The 18,566-nt window shown below is 67.8% G+C and carries 18 protein-coding genes and 1 tRNA gene; 6 read left to right on the top strand and 13 right to left on the bottom strand.

Annotated features, from left to right (window positions below; translation table 11 throughout):
• A partial coding sequence (locus BMZ25_RS09155; protein WP_235859827.1) for an integrase core domain-containing protein occupies positions 1 to 231 on the top strand: 231 nt, incomplete at its 5' end.
• A gap of 244 nt (positions 232 to 475) precedes the next feature.
• Here BMZ25_RS09155 and BMZ25_RS09150 read toward each other — a convergent pair.
• The 4 genes from BMZ25_RS09150 to BMZ25_RS09135 all read right to left on the bottom strand — a co-directional run bounded on the left by BMZ25_RS09150 (position 476) and on the right by BMZ25_RS09135 (position 4,465).
• A tRNA-Gln gene (locus tag BMZ25_RS09150) sits at positions 476 to 550 on the bottom strand.
• A 124-nt stretch (positions 551 to 674) separates the two neighbouring features.
• Positions 675 to 2,393, bottom strand: coding sequence for a KpsE/RkpR family capsule polysaccharide export protein (locus BMZ25_RS09145; RefSeq protein WP_092692416.1), 1,719 nt, complete (start codon positions 2,391 to 2,393; stop codon positions 675 to 677).
• A complete protein-coding gene (locus BMZ25_RS09140; protein ID WP_092692412.1) occupies positions 2,371 to 3,030 on the bottom strand; it encodes an ABC transporter ATP-binding protein in 660 nt (219 codons plus the stop codon). Before BMZ25_RS09140 ends, BMZ25_RS09145 begins: the two co-directional genes overlap by 23 nt.
• 121 nt (positions 3,031 to 3,151) lie before the next feature.
• Positions 3,152 to 4,465, bottom strand: a complete 1,314-nt coding sequence (locus BMZ25_RS09135; RefSeq protein ID WP_328586847.1) for a Na+/H+ antiporter NhaA — start codon at positions 4,463 to 4,465, stop codon at positions 3,152 to 3,154.
• Positions 4,466 to 4,608: 143 nt separating this feature from the next.
• Here BMZ25_RS09135 and BMZ25_RS09130 point away from each other — a divergent pair, with 143 nt between their 5' ends.
• Together BMZ25_RS09130 and BMZ25_RS09125 are read left to right on the top strand one after the other, a co-directional pair.
• On the top strand, positions 4,609 to 5,193 hold the full coding sequence (locus BMZ25_RS09130; protein ID WP_092692400.1) for a uracil-DNA glycosylase family protein: 585 nt from the start codon (positions 4,609 to 4,611) through the stop codon (positions 5,191 to 5,193).
• Entirely contained in the window at positions 5,190 to 5,972 is a 783-nt protein-coding gene (locus tag BMZ25_RS09125; RefSeq protein WP_092692396.1) for an SseB family protein, read from the top strand. Before BMZ25_RS09130 ends, BMZ25_RS09125 begins: the two co-directional genes overlap by 4 nt.
• Before the next feature lie 91 nt (positions 5,973 to 6,063).
• Here the strand turns inward: BMZ25_RS09125 and BMZ25_RS09120 are convergent, their stop codons facing one another.
• The 9 genes from BMZ25_RS09120 to fabA all read right to left on the bottom strand — a co-directional run bounded on the left by BMZ25_RS09120 (position 6,064) and on the right by fabA (position 15,745).
• On the bottom strand, positions 6,064 to 6,996 hold the full coding sequence (locus tag BMZ25_RS09120; RefSeq protein ID WP_092692391.1) for a 2-hydroxyacid dehydrogenase: 933 nt from the start codon (positions 6,994 to 6,996) through the stop codon (positions 6,064 to 6,066).
• Positions 6,993 to 8,138: a rod shape-determining protein RodA gene (rodA, locus tag BMZ25_RS09115; RefSeq protein WP_092692388.1), complete on the bottom strand. Its 1,146-nt coding sequence runs from the start codon at positions 8,136 to 8,138 to the stop codon at positions 6,993 to 6,995. The genes BMZ25_RS09120 and rodA overlap by 4 nt, the downstream gene beginning before the upstream one ends.
• Complete coding sequence (mrdA, locus tag BMZ25_RS09110; protein ID WP_092692385.1) at positions 8,135 to 10,054, bottom strand: penicillin-binding protein 2; 1,920 nt, start codon at positions 10,052 to 10,054, stop codon at positions 8,135 to 8,137. The genes rodA and mrdA overlap by 4 nt, the downstream gene beginning before the upstream one ends.
• Positions 10,051 to 10,590 (bottom strand): hypothetical protein, encoded by a 540-nt coding sequence (locus tag BMZ25_RS09105; RefSeq protein ID WP_092692382.1) that lies wholly within the window; start codon positions 10,588 to 10,590, stop codon positions 10,051 to 10,053. Before BMZ25_RS09105 ends, mrdA begins: the two co-directional genes overlap by 4 nt.
• Positions 10,583 to 11,491 carry a rod shape-determining protein MreC gene (gene mreC, locus BMZ25_RS09100; RefSeq protein ID WP_092692502.1) on the bottom strand — a complete coding sequence of 303 codons (909 nt, stop codon included), beginning with the start codon at positions 11,489 to 11,491 and terminating at the stop codon, positions 10,583 to 10,585. Before mreC ends, BMZ25_RS09105 begins: the two co-directional genes overlap by 8 nt.
• Before the next feature lie 43 nt (positions 11,492 to 11,534).
• The gene (locus BMZ25_RS09095) at positions 11,535 to 12,572 is read right to left on the bottom strand and encodes a rod shape-determining protein (protein ID WP_092692374.1); all 1,038 of its coding nucleotides are present in this window, start codon (positions 12,570 to 12,572) and stop codon (positions 11,535 to 11,537) included.
• Between the two features lie 610 nt (positions 12,573 to 13,182).
• A complete protein-coding gene (locus BMZ25_RS09090) occupies positions 13,183 to 13,971 on the bottom strand; it encodes an enoyl-ACP reductase FabI (protein WP_092692365.1) in 789 nt (262 codons plus the stop codon).
• A gap of 6 nt (positions 13,972 to 13,977) precedes the next feature.
• On the bottom strand, positions 13,978 to 15,207 hold the full coding sequence (gene fabB / locus BMZ25_RS09085) for a beta-ketoacyl-ACP synthase I (RefSeq protein ID WP_092692362.1): 1,230 nt from the start codon (positions 15,205 to 15,207) through the stop codon (positions 13,978 to 13,980).
• 28 nt (positions 15,208 to 15,235) lie between these two features.
• The gene (fabA, locus tag BMZ25_RS09080; RefSeq protein ID WP_092692359.1) at positions 15,236 to 15,745 is read right to left on the bottom strand and encodes a bifunctional 3-hydroxydecanoyl-ACP dehydratase/trans-2-decenoyl-ACP isomerase; all 510 of its coding nucleotides are present in this window, start codon (positions 15,743 to 15,745) and stop codon (positions 15,236 to 15,238) included.
• A 155-nt stretch (positions 15,746 to 15,900) separates the two neighbouring features.
• Between fabA and irr the strand changes: the two genes are divergently transcribed.
• The 3 genes from irr to BMZ25_RS09065 all read left to right on the top strand — a co-directional run bounded on the left by irr (position 15,901) and on the right by BMZ25_RS09065 (position 18,313).
• Complete coding sequence (irr, locus tag BMZ25_RS09075) at positions 15,901 to 16,317, top strand: Fur family transcriptional regulator Irr (protein ID WP_092692356.1); 417 nt, start codon at positions 15,901 to 15,903, stop codon at positions 16,315 to 16,317.
• Between the two features lie 338 nt (positions 16,318 to 16,655).
• Positions 16,656 to 17,180, top strand: a complete 525-nt coding sequence (locus BMZ25_RS09070) for a TetR/AcrR family transcriptional regulator (RefSeq protein WP_092692351.1) — start codon at positions 16,656 to 16,658, stop codon at positions 17,178 to 17,180.
• Entirely contained in the window at positions 17,177 to 18,313 is a 1,137-nt protein-coding gene (locus tag BMZ25_RS09065; RefSeq protein WP_092692348.1) for an MFS transporter, read from the top strand. The genes BMZ25_RS09070 and BMZ25_RS09065 overlap by 4 nt, the downstream gene beginning before the upstream one ends.
• Positions 18,314 to 18,566: the final 253 nt, after the last annotated feature.

Raw genomic sequence — 18,566 nt, 5'->3', positions numbered from 1 at the left:
TTCCTCGACAATATCTTCATCGAACGGCTCTGGCGCAGCCTCAAATACGAATGCGTCTACCTGCACGCCTGGGAGACAGGATCGCAGGCGCGCGCGGGGCTGCGGACCTGGTTCGACTTCTACAATCACCGGCGGCCTCACGCCGCCCTCCACGGACGGCCGCCGGACATGGTCTACCGCACCGGCACGACGATCATGCAAACCGACCAGGAGACCCGGAGAGTAGCTTAGAAACCGCCAGTTCCTGTCCAAGAAATGGGGAGCACCTCAGTCGTGGTGCGCGATCAGCCAGTGCCGCCCTCAGGGCTAAAGACACTTAGTGACCCGCGACACCTCAAGCTTTCAACTGTGACACCCAACCGATTCTCGACTGTCGGCATGTCCGCGGCAGCGCTTATGGTATGTTACCGACCGCTGTTACGTACAGTGTCGGCGATCACTGCTAAGTGTCGAATAATAAATGGAAAAACTGGCGTGGCTGGGGTGGTAGGATTCGAACCTACGGTACACGGTACCAAAAACCGCTGCCTTACCACTTGGCTACACCCCAACAGTGAGCGGCGTTCTAATGTTGGCGTTCGGTGGGTGCAAGGGCTCCGGCGGCAAAAAATCGGCGAAAATGCGAGGCGGGTGAGCTTCGGCGCGGACCGCGGGCGGGGCCGCCCGCGGCCGGGTCAGGCGGAGACCTGTTCGCGCAGGATCGACGCGGTCAGGGAGACCATCAGGTAGAGGCCCGAGAAGATCAGCAAGGCCAGCAGCGTGTTCTCGAAGGCCCGCGGATAGGTGGGCTCGTCCGGCGGGACGGGGCGCACGCCCATCGAGAGGTAGCGCGACTGGCGGTTCGCCTCGATCCGCGCGGTCTCGAGCTGTTGCAGGGCCTGCTGCATCATCATGGTCCGGGTCTGAAGGTCGGTCTCGGCCATGCGCAACTGTCCCGAAATCGAGGCGAGGGATTCCTGTCCGCCGGTCCGGGTCAGCTGTCCGCGCAGGTTCGAGATCAGGTCCTGCAGCCGGCTGATGTCGCCACGCACACCGGCGACGCGCGCCTCGTTCGGGCTTCGGTTGTCGAGAAGCTGCTGCAACTGCAGGCGCTTCTCGGCAAGCTGGGTCTCGAACGTGGTGATCTGGCTCATCAGCCCGCCCTGTTCTGAGGCGGGGTCGAGCACGCCGAGCTGCTCCTGCAGTTCCAGGACGCGGGTCTGGGCGGTCTCCATCTTGGTCTCGGCGTCCTGAAAGCTTGCCTCGGCGCCGGCCATCTGGTCGGCCCTGAGCCGCTGGGTGAGGCTGTCGACCTCCTGCTCGGCATAGCTCACCAGCTGCCGCGACCATTCGGCGCTGACCTCAGGGTCGGCGGCGACGACGTCCATCTTGATGATGCCTTCGCTCGGGTCGTAGCCGATCTCGACGTTGTCCTGGTAGAGATCGTAGGCCTTTTCGTTCGAGGCGGTCTCGGGCAGGCGCTGGATCGGGTCGATCCAGTCCTGCGAGAAGTGGCTCTTGAACCCGACGTCGCGGTCGAGCCGGATCATGGCGTCGCGCGATTGCAGGTAGGACTGGACGGCAATCGAATCCTGGCTGGTGGCATAGCTGGTGCCGGACAGCAGACCGCCCATCCCGCCGGCCGAGGCCGAGGCGTTGTCGGCCTTCTGGATCAGGAACTCTGTATGGGTGCCGTACATCGGGGTCGCGACGACGTGGTAGTAATAGCCCGCCACCAGTGTCGGAAGGCCGATGAAGACCGCCAGCCGGACGGCCAGCAGCGAAAGCTTGCGGCGGCGCCGGCGGGCGATGTCGCGCTGGATGTCGCTGATCTCCTGCGCACGGCTTCGGCGCATCTCGACCTTGTCGTCCTGCCGGGCGGGGACGGTCCGGCGCGGCGTCTCAGGTGCCGGAACCCTCGGGCGCTCGACCTTCTGGGGCAGGTTCGGGTCGGGCTCCTTCCCGTCCTCGGGCAGGACCAGCTGCAGCATCGTCTCGCGCTCGAACGGATCAATGCCCCGTGTGCGAAGCTGCCGCACCGCGTCGAGGTCCGAGCTGGGCACGATCCCGTGCTTCTGGGCGAGCCGGCGGGCCATGCGGAGCTGGCGGCCGGTCAGGCCCTCCTTGCGGATCCTCTCGATCTCGGACTCGGCCGAAACCTGCGTCGGGCTGGCAACCCGCGCGTCCTGGGCGGGCGAGGGGACGGGCCCTGTGCCGTGCGCTTCGCGCCGCTCCCGCAGCGAGCCGGCGCGTGGCGTGTCCGTTCCGCCCCCCGGAACGGTGGGCGCGGCCTTGTCCGCCGGGGCGGCGTCAGCGGCGGGCGCGGTGTCCGCCTGGGATTCCGGGCGTTCGCCCGCGATCAGCGGACTGCTGCGTCGGATGCGAAATTTCCTAGCTTTGGGTTTCGTAGTCATAAAGCCGTTTCGCTTCCTCAAGGGTGTCGAACACCGTCAGGCGGCCATCCATCAGGACCGCGGCCGACTTGCAGAACTTCTCCAGCGTTTCCGCCTGGTGCGACACGACGACGATCGTGGCCTCCTCGAGCCGTTCGCGCAGAAGGCTGCCGGCCTTGCGGTTGAACGCGACATCCGTGGTCGAGGGCATGCCCTCGTCAATCAGGTAGATGTCGAAATCCAGCGCCAGCAGCATCGCGAAGCTCAGCCGCGCGCGCATCCCCGCCGAATAGGTGCCGACGGGCATGTCGAAGTATTCCTCGAGCCCGCAGAGCCACCGGCAGAACGCCTCCATGTAGTCGGGGTCGATGCCGTAGAGGCGGGCGATGAAGCGGCAGTTCTCGGTGGCTGAAAGGCGATTGATGACGCCGCCCATGAACCCCAGCGGAAACGACACGCGGCAGGTGCGGCGGATCTCGCCCTCGTCGGGTTTCTCGAGCCCGGCCATCATGTTGATGACGGTGGTCTTTCCGGTGCCGTTCGGGGCAAGGATGCCCATGGAATGGCCCAGCTCGACGCGGAACGAGGCGCGGTCGAGGATCACCTTTCGCTGGGTGCCGGTCCAGAAGGACTTGCTAACCGTGTTGAACTCGATCATCCGCTCCGGCGCCCTTCCCGACGCATGGCTGCCGTCTGCCGCCGGAGCCTGCGCGCGTCCGGATGAAGAAGTGTCTAACAGCCGTTCTTGGCAGGATTATGGTTCGGATAATCGGGGAAAATCAATGCCCTGTGCGAGATTGTGACGTGGGGGAGGCAGCGCCCGTCTGTTTCCTGACACGACACAGCCTTGCCAGCAGAATCGCGCCCGGCACGGCAAGGAAGCTCAGAAGCGCGCCCATCTTTGCCGCCTCCTGCACCGCGCCCGGCGGAAACGCGATCCCGGCGATGAAGAGCGACACGGTAAATCCCACGGCCGCCGTGCTGCCCAGCACCGGCAGATCCCTAAGGCGCATGCCGGGGGGCAGCCCGAGCCCGAGCGGGCGGGCCGCCAGCCACCCGGCGGCCGCGATGCCCAGCGGTTTGCCCAGCAGCAGCCCGGCAAGGACGAGGGCCGTCGCGGTGGATGGCGCGGCGAGGTCGATCCCGGCATTGGCCAGGCCGAACAGCATCAGGATGACCTCGACCGGCGTGCGCAGGCGACGCCCCAGCCGGTTCAGGAGGTCGCCCAGATATTGTTCCGCTTCGTGAAACAGACCGAGTTCGCGCTCGGCCTGCGGAATGGCGGGGATGATCGGCAACAGTGCCAGGGCGGGGTGGAGCCCGCTGCGGGCGAATCCGTACCAGCTGAGCGCGCCGGCCAGCATGTAGGGCCACAGGCCGAACCTCAGCCGCGTCGCCGTGGCGCGCGGGCCCAGCGGATCGTTCCCGTCGAGCCGCCGGGGCAGCCAGTTGAAGATCGCGTAGGAGCCGAAGGCCGCGGCGCCCGACAGCAGCAGCCAGTGCAGCGCGAGTTCCTCGGACGGGTAGAAGACGGCGAGGATGGCGAGGCCCGCCGCGTCGTCCGCGATTGCAAGGAGGAGAAGGAAGCGCAGGGCCGGGTGACGCTCGCCGAAGATCATCCGTCCGAGCAGGTACGAGAACGCGATGTCCGTCGCCGTGGGAACGGCCCAGCCACCGGCCAGGCTTTCGAAGGCGCCGCCTCCGACCAGGGCGGCGAGCAACAGGTAGATTGCGGCCGGCCCGACGACGCCGCCCGCCGTCGCCACCAGCGGCGTCGCTGCCTTGCGGCCGCGGAGCGAGCCGTTGGGCAGGCTCACCGCCTCCCACACCTCCTTGCCGGCAAAGGCGAAGAACAGCGCCATGGCGAGGTCGTTGATGAGGTAGTGCGGGGTCAGGACCCAGCGCACGTCGCCGATCTGGAAGCTTTCGTGCGCAGGCCCGTAGGCGGCCGCCCAATGCGCGTAGTCCCGGCCGATCCAGCCGTTGAAGGACAGAGGCGCATGGATCACGCGGGCATAGCTGCCGGGGTCGAGATTGGCCCAGACAAGTCCCGCCACCGCCCCGATGACGAGCAGAAGGGAATGGCGGGTCAGGAAGTGCAGGACGCGGCGAATGGCGAAACCTCGCGGGAGTCTCGGTCACCCTCGGGGTAGTCCACCTGCGCGGCGCCGGCAATCCGTGACGAGGGGCGGCGGGCCTCTTGCTGGGCCGGTGGCGCGGGACTACGTCGCCCGCGATGGAGGACCTGATCGACACCCTGCGCGGCTGCCGCATCTGCGCCGAACGCTTTGCCGCCACCGCGACCGGCCATGCGCCGAACCCTGTCGTGTGGTTCCGGCCCGGCGCCCGCGTGCTCATCGCAAGCCAGGCGCCGGGGATGAAGGTCCACCGGGCGAACACGCCGTTCTGGGACGCCTCGGGCACGCGCCTGCGGTCGTGGCTCGGGATCGACGAGGAGACGTTCTACGACCGCTCGCGCGTGGCGATCGTGCCGATGGCGTTCTGCTTTCCCGGCTACGACGCGAAGGGGTCCGACCTGCCGCCGCCCAAGGTCTGCGCCGAGACCTGGCGCGATCCGATCCTCAAGGAGCTGGACACGATCCGGCTGACGATCCTGATCGGCGGCTATGCGCAGAAATGGCACCTGGGCACCAGGGGCGGCGTGACCGAGACCGTCGCCAGTTGGCGCGATCACGCGCCCGAGGTCTTTCCCTTGCCTCATCCGTCGTGGCGCAATACGGCGTGGCTGAAGAAGAACCCCTGGTTCGAAGCCGAACTCCTGCCCGTGCTGCGGGCCCGCGTCGCCGAGGTGCTGTCATGAGCGAAACCCCGATCGACACCGCGCATGCCGCGATGGAGGCCGACCGGTCGGACGAGACGGCGCGGCTGCGCTTCTACGAGCGGCTGGTGGACGCCGAACTGTTCCTTTTGCTGGCCGCCGAACCCGAGGGCGAGACGCTGGACCCCGAGACGTTCGACGTGGACGGTCAGTCCTTCGTCGCCGTGTTCGACATGCCGGACCGCCTGGCGGCCTTCGCCGAACGACCCGTGCCCTATGCCGCCCTGTCGGGCCGCGCTGTCGTGGAGATGCTGGCGGGGCAGGGCGCCGGTCTGGCGCTGAACCCCGACGCCGCGCCCTCGGCGATGCTGCTGGGACCGGACGCGGTGAGCTGGATGGCCGAGATGGTGGGAACGGGGCCGGAGCGCGTGGAGGCGCGGGTGTCGGAACTGACGCCGCCGGGCAACCTTCCCGAGGCGCTGTTCGGCTCGCTCGATACCAAGCTCTCCACCGCTGCCGGCCGCGCCCGGAGCGCCTACCTCGTCGGGGTGCGCTACGACGACGGCGGCAAGGGGCACCTGCTGGCCTTCATCGATGCGCTGCCCGGCGCCGGCCCGGCGCTTGCGCGGGCGGTCAACGAGGCGCTGGTCTTCTCGGGGCTCGAGGCCGGCGCTCTTGACGTGGCCTTCTTCGAGGGCACAGACGCGATCGCCGCGCGGCTCGCGCGGGTCGGACTGCGCTACGACCTGCCGCAGCCCGAGGCCGCCGCGTCGCCCGCGGCGCCGGGCAGCGATCCCGACGCGCCGCCGCGCCTGCGCTGAGCGCGCGCCTGGCGGCGCACATGATGTTTGCGCCGCCCTCCGGGCGCCGCGGTGCCTCCGGCGGGGATATTTCCGGACAGAAGAAGCGGTGTCAGTATCCCGCGTCGCGGTCCACGACATGATGGAGTGGCTCACCGCGTTCGGCGCGCGCGATATTTGCTGCGATGGCCCGGCTGGCGCTGGCGGGGCGGGTCTCGGACGCGATGTGGGGGGTGACGGTCACCTTCGGGTGCGCCCAGAACTGGTGCTCGGGCGGCAGGGGCTCGGTGCGGAAGACATCGAGCGTCGCGTGGGCGAGGCGTCCGCCGTCGAGCGCGTCGATCAGGGCCGCGTCGTCAATCAGCTGCCCACGGCCCGGATTGACGAGGACGGCCCCCTGCGGCAGGCGCGACAGGCGCGCCGCGTTCATCAGGCTGTCGGTCTCGTCGGTGAGCGGCAGGAGCAGGACGAGGATCTCGGACCGGGCGAGGACGGCGTCGAGCCCGCTGTCGCCGTGATGGCATGCGATCCCGTCGATGGTCTTGGGGCTGCGGCTCCATCCGGCGACGTCGAAGTTCAGCCCGGCGAGCGCACGGGCGCAGGCCGCGCCGAGTTGCCCGAGGCCGAGGACGCCGACCGCGCGGTCGCGGGCGAGCGGCGGGACGGACTTGGACCACGTGCCGTCCTGCGCGGCGAGGTTGGCGTCGATCCCGAGGTGGTGGCGCAGAACGTGGCCCGTCACCCATTCGACCATGCCCTCGGTCAGGCCGCTGTCGACCATCCGCGTGAGCGGGACGGTCAGCGTCTCGTTCCCGACAACGCCCTCGACGCCGGCCCAGAGGTTCAGCACGGCCTTGAGGTTGGGGAAGACGGAGAAATCCTTCACGTCGGAATTCGGCGCGTAGATGATGTAGTCGACCGCCTCGGGTTCGGCCTCGGTGACGAGCGCGGCGTCGCCGAGCCCGGCCTCGTCCAGGGCGCGGCGAAGGGGGGCCTCGTAGGCGGGCCAGAGCGGCGGGGATGCGAAGAGCAGGGTTGTGGTCATCGGCCTCTCGGTCTGTGGACATGTGCCGATTGTGCGAGCCCGAACGCGCCCATCAGCACGATCATCGCCGAACCGCCGTAACTGACCAGCGGCAGCGGCACGCCCACGACCGGGGCGAGGCCCATCACCATCGACATGTTGACGGCGAAGAAGAGAAAGAAGGTGGCACCGATCCCCAGCGTCAGCAGCGACCCGAAGCGGTCGCGGTTGTTGACCGCCGAGACGATGCAGAAGATCACGATCAGTGCGTAGAGCGACAGGAGCGAGACGGCGCCGACGAAGCCGAATTCCTCGGCCAGCGTGGTGAAGATGAAGTCGGTGTGCTTTTCGGGCAGGAAGTTTAGACGGCTCTGGGTGCCCTGCATGAAGCCGCGGCCCGTCCAGCCGCCCGAGCCGAGCGCGATCTTGGACTGGGTGATGTGATAGCCCGCGCCGAGCGGATCGGAGGCGGGGTCGAGGAAGGTGTCGATGCGGCGGAACTGGTAGTCCTTGAGAAGCTGCCAGTCGGTCCCGCGCGAGCTGAAGACCGCGCTGACGAGGCCGATGCCGCCGGCGATCACCACCGCGAAGTACCACAGCGAGACGCCGGCGAGGAACATCATCGCGCCGCCGCCGGCGACCAGCAGGATCGCGGTGCCGAGGTCGGGCTGGTTCAGCACGAGGAACGTCGGCATCATGATCAGGATCAGCGGCACCAGCACCCAAAGCGGGCGCGAGGTCTTCTTGACGTCGAGCCAGTCGTAGTAGGCGGCGAGGATCATCACCAGCGTGATCTTCATCAGCTCGGAGGGCTGCAGGCGCATGAAGCCAAGGTCGATCCAGCGCTGAGCGCCCATGCCCGTGACGCCGAAGAACTCGACATATACGAGCAGCAGCAGCGAGATCGTGTAGGCCAGGCCGGCCATGTTGCGCCAGAACCAGATCGGCACCATCGCCACGGCGAACATCAGCGCCAGGCCCAGGGCGAAGCGCTTCATCTGCGGTTCGGCCCATTGCGATATGTCGCCGCCGGCCACCGAGTAGAGCATCAGGAAACCGACCGACGCCACCGCCGTCAGCAGGATCACGAGCGGCCAGTTGAGATAGAGGACCTTGCGAAAGCCGGCCGGGACCGTCTTGACGTTGTATTCGAGGTAGCTCATGCGCGCGAGCGCTCCGGGCCGGCCATCTCGCGGCGGAGCGGCAGCTTGTCGTGCAGTTCCTTGATCATCTGGCGCTGCGAGGACGGGTAGGATTCGAGCGGGGGCAGCCCGCCGTGCAGGGCATAGAGCAGGATGTCGCGGGCCACCGGGGCCGCCGCCGACGAGCCGCCGCCGCCGTGTTCCACGACGACGCCCACGGCGACCTCGGGGGCCTCGTACGGGGCGTAGCAGACGAAGAGGGCGTGGTCGCGCTCTTCCCAGGGGACGTCCTCGTTGCGGACGACGACGCTGCGGACCTGGCTGGTACCGCTCTTGCCCGCCATGAGCTTGCCGTCGACATCGATCCGCGAGCGGTAGCCGGTGCCCCGGAGCGTGTTCGAGACGGCGTACATGCCGCCGCGCACGAGATCGAGGTTGGCCTGGTCGAAGCCCAGCGGTTCGCCGCCGCGGATCTCGGTCTCGACCCCGTCGACGGACTTGATCAGGCGCGGCTCGATCGCGGTGCCGGTGGACAGGCGGGCGCACATGACGGCCAATTGCAGCGGCGTGGCCAGCACGTAGCCCTGGCCGATGGCGGCGTTGAGCGAGTCGCCCACCCGCCACGACTGGCCATAGCTTTCCATCTTCCAATTCTTGTCGGGCATCACGCCCGAGGACACCGCCGACATCGGCAGGTCGAAGTGCTGGCCGAAGCCGAACTTTCGCGCGGTCTCGGCGATCCTGTCGATGCCCACCCGCTGCGCGAGTTCGTAATAGTAGACGTCGCAGCTCTGCTGCAGGCTTTCCTTGAGGTTGACGTGGCCGTGCCCGCCGCGTTTCCAGCAATGAAAGCGACGGCGCCCGAGCTTGGTGTAGCCGCCGCACCAGATCGTCTCGTCGGGGCGGATTTCGCCGGCTTCGAGTGCGGCCATCGTGACCATCATCTTGAAGGTGGAGCCCGGCGGATACGCGCCCTGGACCGCCTTGTTGGCGAGCGGCCGGTACTTGTTGCCGGTCAGCTCGCCGTAATCGGCGCTGGAGATGCCGCGCACGAACTTGTTCGGATCGAAGGAGGGCGCCGAGCCGATGGCCAGCAGGTCGCCGTTCTGCGGGTTCATCACTACCGCCGACGCCGAGAGACCAAGCTCCAGGCGGGCCTGGACGAAGTTCTGCAGCCCCTGGTCGACGGTCAGCTGCAGGTCGGCGCCGGGGATGCCCTCGTCGCGGCCGAGCTCGCGCATGACGCGGCCGGCGGCGTTCACCTCGATCCGCTTGCTGCCGGCCTCGCCGCGCAAGCGGTGTTCCTGCTTGGCCTCGACGCCGGTCTTGCCGATCTGGAACTTCGGGATCTGCAAGAGGGGGTCGGGATCGGGGTTCTTCTCGAGGTCATAGTCGCTGACGGGGCCGACATAGCCGACCACGTGGGCGAAGTCGGGGCCCAGGGGATAGTTGCGCGTCAGGCCGACATCGGGCGTGATGCCGGGCAGGGCGGGGGCGTTGACCGCGACGGTCGCGATGTCGTCCCAGGCGCGCTGGTCCGAAAGCGTCACCGGCACGAAGGGGCTGCGCCGCTCCATCTCACGCAGGGCGCGCTCGAGCTCGCCCTCGTCGAGATAGATCAGCTGCTTGAGCTTGGCGATGGTCTGGTCGACGTCGCCGGCATCCTCGCGGACGATCACGATGCGGTAGTTCTGCGCGTTCTCCGCCAAGATGCGACCGTTGCGGTCGTAGATGAGCCCGCGGGCAGGGGCGATGAGCCGCATGTTGATGCGGTTCTCTTCGGCGAGCAGGCGGAACTGGTCGGCCTGTTCCACCTGCATCTGCCGCATGCGCCAGCCCAGCATGCCGACCACACCGGCCTGAAGGCCGCCCACGACAAGCGCGCGGCGGCCGATGCGGCGGGCCGAGGTGGCGGTATCCTTTGGCGAGCGCTTCATAGGCGGTGTCCCAACGCGTCGACTTCACCCGGTGCGACCTTTCCCACGCCAAGCACGTGGCGCGAGACGAGCACCGCGATGGGGTAGCTGAGGATCGAGACGGTCATCTGCATGACATACAGCATGATTGGCGGCTGATCGAGAAAGGCTATGGCCATCAACAGACTGCGGGCAAGCGTCATCGCGGCGAGCACGCCGGCGACCATCGCCCATTCCAGGAGAAACGGAAGGTCCCTCGAGAACTGCTCGCGCGAGCGCAGGAATTCAAGGCCCAGCACCGTCAGCGCAGCCCATAGCCCCGGCGGACGCAGCAGCAGCAGGTCGGCGGCAAAGACGACGGCGGCGACCAGCAGCATCGGCACGTAGTCGGGGCGGCGCAGCACCCAGGCGAAACACAGCAGAACGATCAGGTCGGGGCCGGGCACGTTGCGCGCGCCGATGCGGAAGGGAAGAATCTGCACGAAGATCAGTAGCGCCGCGACCGCGGCGAACAGGCACTGGTAGACCAGGCGCTGGGTCGAGACGGCGTCACCCATCGGTGCCCTCCTCGGCCGCCATCTCGGCGGGACCGGGGGGCATGGTCGGGGCCACGAGCCCGCCGGCATCCTCGATCCGCTCCTTCTCGGGCGAGCGCAGCACGCGCAGGAACTCCAGCCGCTCGTAATCCGCGGCAAGGCGGACGCGCGGTCGGCGGTCGGGACCGATCACCACCTGTCCGACCAGCAGCCCGGCGGGAAACACCTTGCCGTCGCCCGAGCTGACGACCCTGTCGCCGGGGCGCAGCGCCTCGGGGGATTCCAGGAAGTCGAGTGGCGGCTGCGGGGAATTGTCGCCGGCCAGGATCGCACGCTGTCCCGAGGGCTGGATCATCACGGGGATCCGGCTGTTGCTGTCGGTCAGCAGGATCACCCGCGAGGAATTGCGTCCCACGCCCGAGATCCGGCCCACGAGACCCAGCCCGTCGGTCGTGGCCCAGCCGTCGCGGATGCCGTCGCGGCTGCCGACGTTGAGCAGGACCGACTGCCGGAAGGGCGAGCCCGAGTCGGCCAGGACCACGCCGGTCACGTAGGTGAGCGAAGGGTCGAGACGCACGTTGTTGAGGTCCAGGAGCTTGGCGTTCTCCTGTTCGAGCTGGAGCGCGGCTTCCTTCCACGCCTTCATCTGCTGAAGTTCGCGCCGCAGCTCCTGGTTCTGCTCGTAGATGCGGGCATAGCTCTGGAAGTCGCCGACCATGTCCGCGACCTTGGTGACCGGCATCAGCGCCCAGTCGAACGAGGGCACGACGCGGTCGATGATCGCGGCGCGGACACGCTCGGCCCGCGGGCTGTCGATCCGCCAGAGCACGAAGATCGCGAGCAGGCAGATCACGACCGTGCCCACCAGGACGCGCCTGACGGGACGGACATAGGTCTCGGTGGTGTTCCTGTCTCGTGCCATGCTGCCTCGCATCGCGCATTCCGGCCGCGAGGTCCGGCGGCGGTCAGCTGTCGTAGTCTATAACGTGGCGCAGCTGCTTTTCATACTCCAGCGCCTTGCCGGTCCCCAGAGCCACACAATTGAGCGACTCGTCGGCCACCGAAACGGCCAGGCCGGTCTGTTCGCGCAGGGCCAGGTCCAGATCGCCCAGAAGCGCGCCGCCGCCCGTCAGCATCACGCCGCGGTCGACGATGTCGGCGGCCAGATCCGGTGGCGTCGCCTCGAGCGCGATCATCACCGCCTCGCAGATCGCCTGCACCGGTTCCGAGAGCGCCTCGGCCACCTGGGCCTGGTTGATCTCGGTCTCCTTGGGCACGCCGTTGAGCAGGTCACGCCCCCGGATCTGCAGCGCCGCGCCGCGCCCGTCGTCGGGCATACGGCTGGTGCCTATCGAGGTCTTTATGCGCTCGGCTGTGGATTCGCCGATCAGCAGGTTCTGCTGGCGGCGCAGGTAGCTGACGATGGCCTCGTCCATCCGGTCGCCGCCGACCCGGACGCTGCGGGCATAGACGATGTCGCCCAGCGATAGGACCGCGACCTCGGTGGTGCCGCCGCCGATGTCGACGACCATGTTGCCGGTCGGATCGGTGATCGGCATGCCCGCCCCGATGGCGGCCGCGATCGGCTCGGCGATCAGGCCGGCGCGGCGGGCGCCGGCGGACAGCACGGACTGGCGGATGGCACGCTTTTCAACTGGGGTCGCGCCGTGGGGGACGCAGACGATGATCTTCGGCTTCGAAAAGGTGGTCCGCTTGTGCACTTTCCGGATGAAGTGCTTGATCATCTCCTCGGCCACGTCGAAGTCGGCGATCACGCCTTCGCGCATCGGCCGGATCGCCATGATCGAGCCGGGCGTCCGCCCCAGCATCAGCTTGGCGTCCTCACCCACGGCGAGCACCTGCTTGCGACCGTCCTTGACGTGGTATGCGACCACCGAGGGCTCATTGAGTATAATGCCCCGGCCCTTGACGTAGACAAGCGTGTTCGCCGTACCGAGGTCGATCGCCATGTCGGACGAAAACAGGCCTGCTAAACTCGCCATTGCGTAAATCCCCAATTCCCCTTTCGGGCGCCAGGCGACTCCATCCCCGCGACCGTGCGTCCTTATAGGGGCCTGCCCGAGCCGTTAAAAGGGCCGGAGCGGTGCAAAATCAGCGGTCTGCCGCTTTCCGGAGCGAGAAAAGGCAGGCGTGGCGCGGTGCTGTGCATCATCCGGGCCGGAGCGTTCGGGGTGATGCACGCCAAGGGTACGGCGCGGCGCGGTCCAGGCCCCGGGCGCGGCCTCGTGCCGGTGGATGAGTCGCCGTCAGAGCCGGCAGACGCCGCGCCGAGACTACGCCCAAAGGCGTATATGGCGCAGGAGTGTGGACAACGCGCGACGCCACGGAAAGCGGGTGGTGAAATGCGAGGCCCGGCGCAATATCCGGGCGAGGCGCGGCGAGCGGCGGGGGGACCGGCGGCGACCGATGTCAACGTGCGTCGCCTGTCGGAGCGGATTGGCCAAACTCAGTATTTGCAGCCTGCCGGATCAGCCGCATCGCACGTGCCCGTCTCGGGCCGGTCGGTCCGCAAGGTGAGGGCAGGGCGGGCACACCGACGCAACACCGTGCAGGCCGGAATGTCGCCGGCCTGTGGATAAGTCTCGGTAAAACTCAGATGTTGTCCGGTTGGGGCATACCCAAAACGTGGTAGCCGCCGTCGACGTGGATGATCTCGCCCGTCGTGCAGTTGCCGTGGTCCGAGGCAAGGTAGACAGCCGTGCCGCCAACCGACGCGAGCGTCGCGTTGTGGCGCATCGGTGCGTTGAGGTCGGTGTGCTTGAACGTCTTGCGGGCGCCCCCGATCGCGGCGCCGGCAAGGGTCTTCATCGGGCCGGGCGAGATGGCGTTCACCCGGATGCCGTCTGGGCCGAGATCGTTCGCGAGATAGCGCACCGAGCTTTCCAGCGCCGCCTTGGCCACGCCCATGACATTGTAGAACGGCGTGACCTTGTTCGACCCCTGGTAGGTCAGCGTCAGCAGCGTGCCGCCCTCGGGCATCAGCTCCGATGCACGGCGGGCGACGTCGATGAAGCTGTAGCAGCTGATCGACAGCGAATGTCGGAAGTTCGCCCGCGTCGTGTTGATGAAACGCCCCGTAAGCTCGGACCGGTCGGAATAGGCGATGGCGTGGACGACGAAGTCGAGCCTGCCCCATTCCTCGCCGAGCTTGGCAAAGGCCGCGTCCATCGACGCGTCATCGCTCACGTCGCACTCGACGAGAAGGTCGGAGCCAACGCTTTCGGCCAGCGGCTTGACCCGCTTCAGCAGTGACTCGTTCTGATAGGTGAAGGCCAGTTCCGCACCTTCCGCGGCCATCGCGCTGGCGATGCCCCAGGCGATCGAGCGGTCGTTCGCGACCCCCATGATCAGTCCGCGTTTTCCGGTCAGAAGGTCAGCCATCGGAACTCATCCATGATACCTGCTCAGCAGCATCGAGCCGTTCGTGCCGCCGAAGCCGAAGGAATTGGTCATCACCGTGTCGAGGCCGGCATCGTCGACCCGCTGGGTGGCGATTTCCTCTGGCACGAGCTCTGGGTCGAGCGTCTCCACGTTGATCGACGGCGCGATGAAATCGTCGCGCAGCATCAGCAGGCAGTAGATCGCCTCCTGCGCCCCGGCGGCGCCCTGGCTGTGACCGGTCATCGACTTGGTCGAGCTGACGGGGGGCGTGGTGCCCTCACCGAAGACGCGGCGCACGGCCTCGACCTCGCCCACGTCGCCGACGGGCGTCGACGTGCCGTGTGCGTTGATATACCCGACCTTTCGGTCGGTGGGTAGAGTCTGCAGGGCAAGATTCATCGCCCGCTCGCCACCTTCCCCTGACGGCGCCACCATGTCATGCCCGTCGGACGTCGCGGCATATCCCGTGACCTCGGCATAGATCGTGGCGCCGCGGGCCTTCGCGCGCTCGAGCTCTTCGAGAACCACCATCCCGCCGCCGCCCGAGATGACGAACCCGTCGCGGCCGGCGTCGAACGCACGGGACGCCTTCTCGGGGCTGTCGTTGTACTTCGAGGACATCGCGCCCATCGCGTCGAACAGGCACGACAACGTCCAGTCGAGCTCTTCTCCGCCGCCGGCGAACATCACGTCCTGCTTGCCCATCTGGATCTGCTCGGCCGCGTTGCCGATGCAGTGCAGCGAGGTAGAGCAGGCCGAGGTGATCGAGTAGTTGATTCCCTTGATCCGGAACGCGGTCGAGAGGTTCGCGCTGACGGTCGAGGACATGCCCCGCGGCACCATCAGCGGACCGACGCGCTTGGGCGAGCCCTTTTCCAGCACGATCTGGTGCGCGGCCAGCAGGTTCGAGGTGGACGGCCCGCCCGACCCCGCGACAAGCCCGGTGCGCGGGTGCGAGATCTCGGCCTCGTCGAGGCCGGAATCCGCGATCGCCTGCTGCATCGCGATATGGGCATAGGCGGCGCCCGGACCCATGAAGCGCAGGGCGCGCTTGTCGATATGCTCGGTCACGTCGATGTCGAGCGCGCCGCTGACCCGGCTGCGGAAGCCGTGTTCCGCCATCTCCTCGGATGCGGAGATGCCAGACTGGCCAGCCTTCAGCGCGGCCGTGACCTCTTGGGCGTTGTTTCCGATGGACGAGACGATTCCCAGTCCGGTGACGACGACGCGGCGCATATGCGCAGTCCCCCTTGCGACGCTCAAATCAGCCGGCGGTTGCGAGGCCGACTTTCATGTCCTTGATCTGGCAGACGGTCTCGCCGTCGGCCTCGACCCGCCCGTCGGCGACGCCCATCTTCAGGCGGCGCTCGATGACGCGGGTGAAATCCACGTGGTAGGTGACGCGGGTGCGGTCGGGACGCACCATGCCCGAGAGTTTCACCTCTCCGGCCCCCAAGGCGAAACCCTGGCCCTGCCAGCCGCGCCAGCCGAGGTTGAACCCGGTCAGCTGCCACAGCCCGTCTACCATCAGGCAGCCGGGCATCACCGGGTTGCCGGGGAAGTGGCAGGCGAAGAACCACAACTCGGGGTCGATATCGAGCTCGGCTACTATGTGGCCCTTGCCGTTTGCGCCCCGGTCACCGCTGACATCGGTGATCCGGTCCATCATCAGCATCGGCGGTTCGGGCAGCTGCGCATTGCCGGGTCCGAACAGTTCGCCCCGTGCACAGGCGAGAAGCGCGTCCTTGTCGAAGTGCGTCGGATAATCGGCCATCTGCGCGTTGTCGATCCTTCCTGAACCTAATCCGGGCGATCCCTAGCACCGGCGCGCGCCGACTGGCAAGTGCGGCTGTCGGCGATCGGCGGGGAAGAGATTGAAAACCGGGCCTCTTCGTATTTATATCAGGGACAGCGGCAAGAAGGCGAGCGATGACACCGGAAGCGATCGAACGTGGGACCGAATGGCTGGCGCGGGCCGAACTGCGCCCGACACGACAGCGCGTGTCGCTGGCGGCGCTGCTGGTCGGCGACGGACAGAACCGCCACGTGACGGCAGAGAGCCTCCACGTGGCCAGCCGCTCGGCGGGCGAAACCGTGTCGCTGGCGACGGTCTACAACACGCTCAGGGCGTTCTGCGACGCGGGTCTGATGCAGGAAGTGACCGTCGACGGGTCGAAGAGCTATTTCGACACCCGCATGGACGACCACCCACACTTCTTCTGGGAAGACACCGCGACCCTGACCGACGCGCCGGCGGACGAGCTGGAGATCAGCCGGCTGCCCGAGGCGCCGGAGGGGGCCGAGATCTCGGCCGTCGATGTCGTGATCCGGCTGCGCCGGCGCTGAACGCGCGGAGGGCAGGGGCACTGCCCGGCCGTTAGTTGCGGTCCTTTCGAGGCCGGTTTCAGAGGGTGTTGCAGACGTCTCCTCGGCGCGACGCCGATCCCGCCCGTTCCTGCGTCCGAGACGCGTGATCCGTAGCGACCATTCCACCGAATCCGGCTGATTGCGCCGGCACCGCGGGCGACGTGCGCTGGGGCCGCCTGCGGATTTTTCTGCGTCCCGGTCTCACCTGGCGCGCACCTGTGGAGAGGCGGGGGCCCGTCCGGCCGCCACTATCGTTCCTCTTGCAATGTAAAACGAACGTTTTACATCTCTGGTCGAGACCGCAGGAGACCGCGCCCATGGACACGACGACCAAACTGACCGCTGCTGCCGAGCAGCTCTTCGACCGGCACGGCTACATGGCCACCGGAATGGATCGACTGACCGAGGCCGCGGGCATGTCGAGCCGAACACTCTACAAGCACGCGGGCAGCAAGGCGCAACTCATGGCGCGGGTGCTGACCGAGCGTGACCGCCGCTTCATGGCCCGGATCGAGGTGCAGAGCGTCGACGCGCTCTTCGCCGCCCTGGAGGACTGGGTGCGGGTGGAGGGCACGCGCGGCTGTCTTTTCCTTCGCTCCAACGCCGAGACGGGCGGCGATACGCCCGAGATCGCCGAGGCCGTCGCGACCCACAAGGCGGCGTTCCACCGTCGGCTGGGTGATGTCATCGCCGCCGATCTGGGTCATGCCGATCCGGCACTGACCGAACAGGTGCTGGTCCTGTTCGAGGGCGCGACCCATGCCGCGGTCTACCGGGGCGCCGAGGCCGTGTCCGCAGCGCGCACGGCGGCAGCCATCCTGGTCGAGAGGGCGCGATCATGAGTCCCGCCCTTCGCATCGGGACCGTGGGCTTCTGCCTGATCGCGATCTGCTACGGGTTCGCGCGCTTCGCCTTCGGATTGTTCCTGCCGCAGATCGATGGCGATCTGGACCTCGGTCCATCGCTCAGCGGTATCATCTCTGGCGGTTCCTTCGCCGGATACTGCATCGCGATCGTCGCCTCGGCCGCATTGACCGAGCGGTTCGGCGCACGGGCGGTCACCGTCGGGGCCGCCGTCGTCGCTGGGGTCGGGATGGCGGGGATCGCGCTCGCGCCGTCGCCGCTTATCCTGGCCGCCGCCGTGGTGGTCGCCGGGTCGAGCACGGGGCTTGCCTCCCCGCCCATGGCCGCCGCAGTGGCAGCCGCGGTTCGCAAGAGTCGTCAGGATCTCACGAACACCGTCATCAATTCCGGGACGAGCGCGGGCGTGGCCCTCTCGGGACCGATCGCGCTGGCCATTGCCGGGCAGTGGCGGCTGGCCTTCGGCGCGTTCGCCGCCGTCGCGGTGGTGCTTGCGATCGCCGCGGCAGTTTCGCTGCCCGCTTCCCGCGGCGGCGAAGGGGCGGGCGGCCTGCCTCCCATGTCCGGGCCGGTGATGCGCCTGATTTCGGCGTCGTTCCTTATGGGGGCGGCGAGTACGGCGCTGTGGTCCTTCGGCGGTCAGCTCGTGTCGCAGCACCTGGGCTGGGGGCCGACCGGAACCGGTATCCTGTGGACCTGCATCGGCGCTGGCGGCATTGCCGGAGCCTGGGCCGGCACGCTTGTGACCCGGCTTGGTCTCGACCGCGTCCACCGGGCGTTCCTGGGGCTGATGGCCGCCAGCATCGTCGCGCTCGGCTCCGGCATCGCATCGCCGGCCCTCGCCCTTGTCAGCGGCGCGCTCTTCGGTGCGGCCTACGTGATGTTGACCGGGGTTTATCTCGTCTGGGGCATCCACGCGCTGCCGGCCCGTCCCGCAACCGGGCTCATGGTCGGTTTCCTCACGATCGCCGTGGGGCAGACCGCAGGCGCTCCGGTCTTCGGGCTTCTGATGGCAGGCCCCGGTGCAGAGCCGGCCGCGCTATGCTTTGCCGCCCTTGCGCTTTTGGCCGCGGGCTTCCGGGCACGGAGCGTGGTCACCGCGGCACCGGCGTAGAATCTCGGTGAACAACGTTCTTTCCCAAGGTCTATGGCTTACTGACGACCGGTGGCCACAATCTTGGAGAAGATACCGGCGTGATGGTTTCGAGGTCGGCCGAGCAGGACCTTCGTGCCATTCGCTGCCCTTGCGCGGTCTTCGTTGCGTCAGCGCAGCAGGGCGTCCATCGACATGGTGGTCCAGACCATGCGTCACGAGGCGTAGTCCAAGACGACGCAACTTGACGCCCCATGTTCTGCAGGGCTTCGTA

It is taken from the genome of Tranquillimonas rosea, assembly GCF_900111315.1.
Taxonomy (GTDB): Bacteria; Pseudomonadota; Alphaproteobacteria; order Rhodobacterales; family Rhodobacteraceae; genus Tranquillimonas; species Tranquillimonas rosea.
Note: the sequence above shows the minus strand (reverse complement) of the source record. Positions and strands in the feature narration are given on the sequence as shown.

Bases quoted from the DNA above. Each gene is read 5' to 3' on its own strand.
- BMZ25_RS09145 (WP_092692416.1), bottom strand. From the start codon at position 2,393: ATGACTACGAAACCCAAAGCTAGGAAATTTCGCATCCGACGCAGCAGT.
- BMZ25_RS09140 (WP_092692412.1), bottom strand. From the start codon at position 3,030: ATGATCGAGTTCAACACGGTTAGCAAGTCCTTCTGGACCGGCACCCAG.
- BMZ25_RS09130 (WP_092692400.1), top strand. From the start codon at position 4,609: ATGGAGGACCTGATCGACACCCTGCGCGGCTGCCGCATCTGCGCCGAA.
- BMZ25_RS09125 (WP_092692396.1), top strand. From the start codon at position 5,190: ATGAGCGAAACCCCGATCGACACCGCGCATGCCGCGATGGAGGCCGAC.
- BMZ25_RS09120 (WP_092692391.1), bottom strand. From the start codon at position 6,996: ATGACCACAACCCTGCTCTTCGCATCCCCGCCGCTCTGGCCCGCCTAC.
- rodA (WP_092692388.1), bottom strand. From the start codon at position 8,138: ATGAGCTACCTCGAATACAACGTCAAGACGGTCCCGGCCGGCTTTCGC.
- mrdA (WP_092692385.1), bottom strand. From the start codon at position 10,054: ATGAAGCGCTCGCCAAAGGATACCGCCACCTCGGCCCGCCGCATCGGC.
- BMZ25_RS09105 (WP_092692382.1), bottom strand. From the start codon at position 10,590: ATGGGTGACGCCGTCTCGACCCAGCGCCTGGTCTACCAGTGCCTGTTC.
- mreC (WP_092692502.1), bottom strand. From the start codon at position 11,491: ATGGCACGAGACAGGAACACCACCGAGACCTATGTCCGTCCCGTCAGG.
- BMZ25_RS09095 (WP_092692374.1), bottom strand. From the start codon at position 12,572: ATGGCGAGTTTAGCAGGCCTGTTTTCGTCCGACATGGCGATCGACCTC.
- BMZ25_RS09090 (WP_092692365.1), bottom strand. From the start codon at position 13,971: ATGGCTGACCTTCTGACCGGAAAACGCGGACTGATCATGGGGGTCGCG.
- fabB (WP_092692362.1), bottom strand. From the start codon at position 15,207: ATGCGCCGCGTCGTCGTCACCGGACTGGGAATCGTCTCGTCCATCGGA.
- fabA (WP_092692359.1), bottom strand. From the start codon at position 15,745: ATGGCCGATTATCCGACGCACTTCGACAAGGACGCGCTTCTCGCCTGT.
- irr (WP_092692356.1), top strand. From the start codon at position 15,901: ATGACACCGGAAGCGATCGAACGTGGGACCGAATGGCTGGCGCGGGCC.
- BMZ25_RS09070 (WP_092692351.1), top strand. From the start codon at position 16,656: ATGGACACGACGACCAAACTGACCGCTGCTGCCGAGCAGCTCTTCGAC.
- BMZ25_RS09065 (WP_092692348.1), top strand. From the start codon at position 17,177: ATGAGTCCCGCCCTTCGCATCGGGACCGTGGGCTTCTGCCTGATCGCG.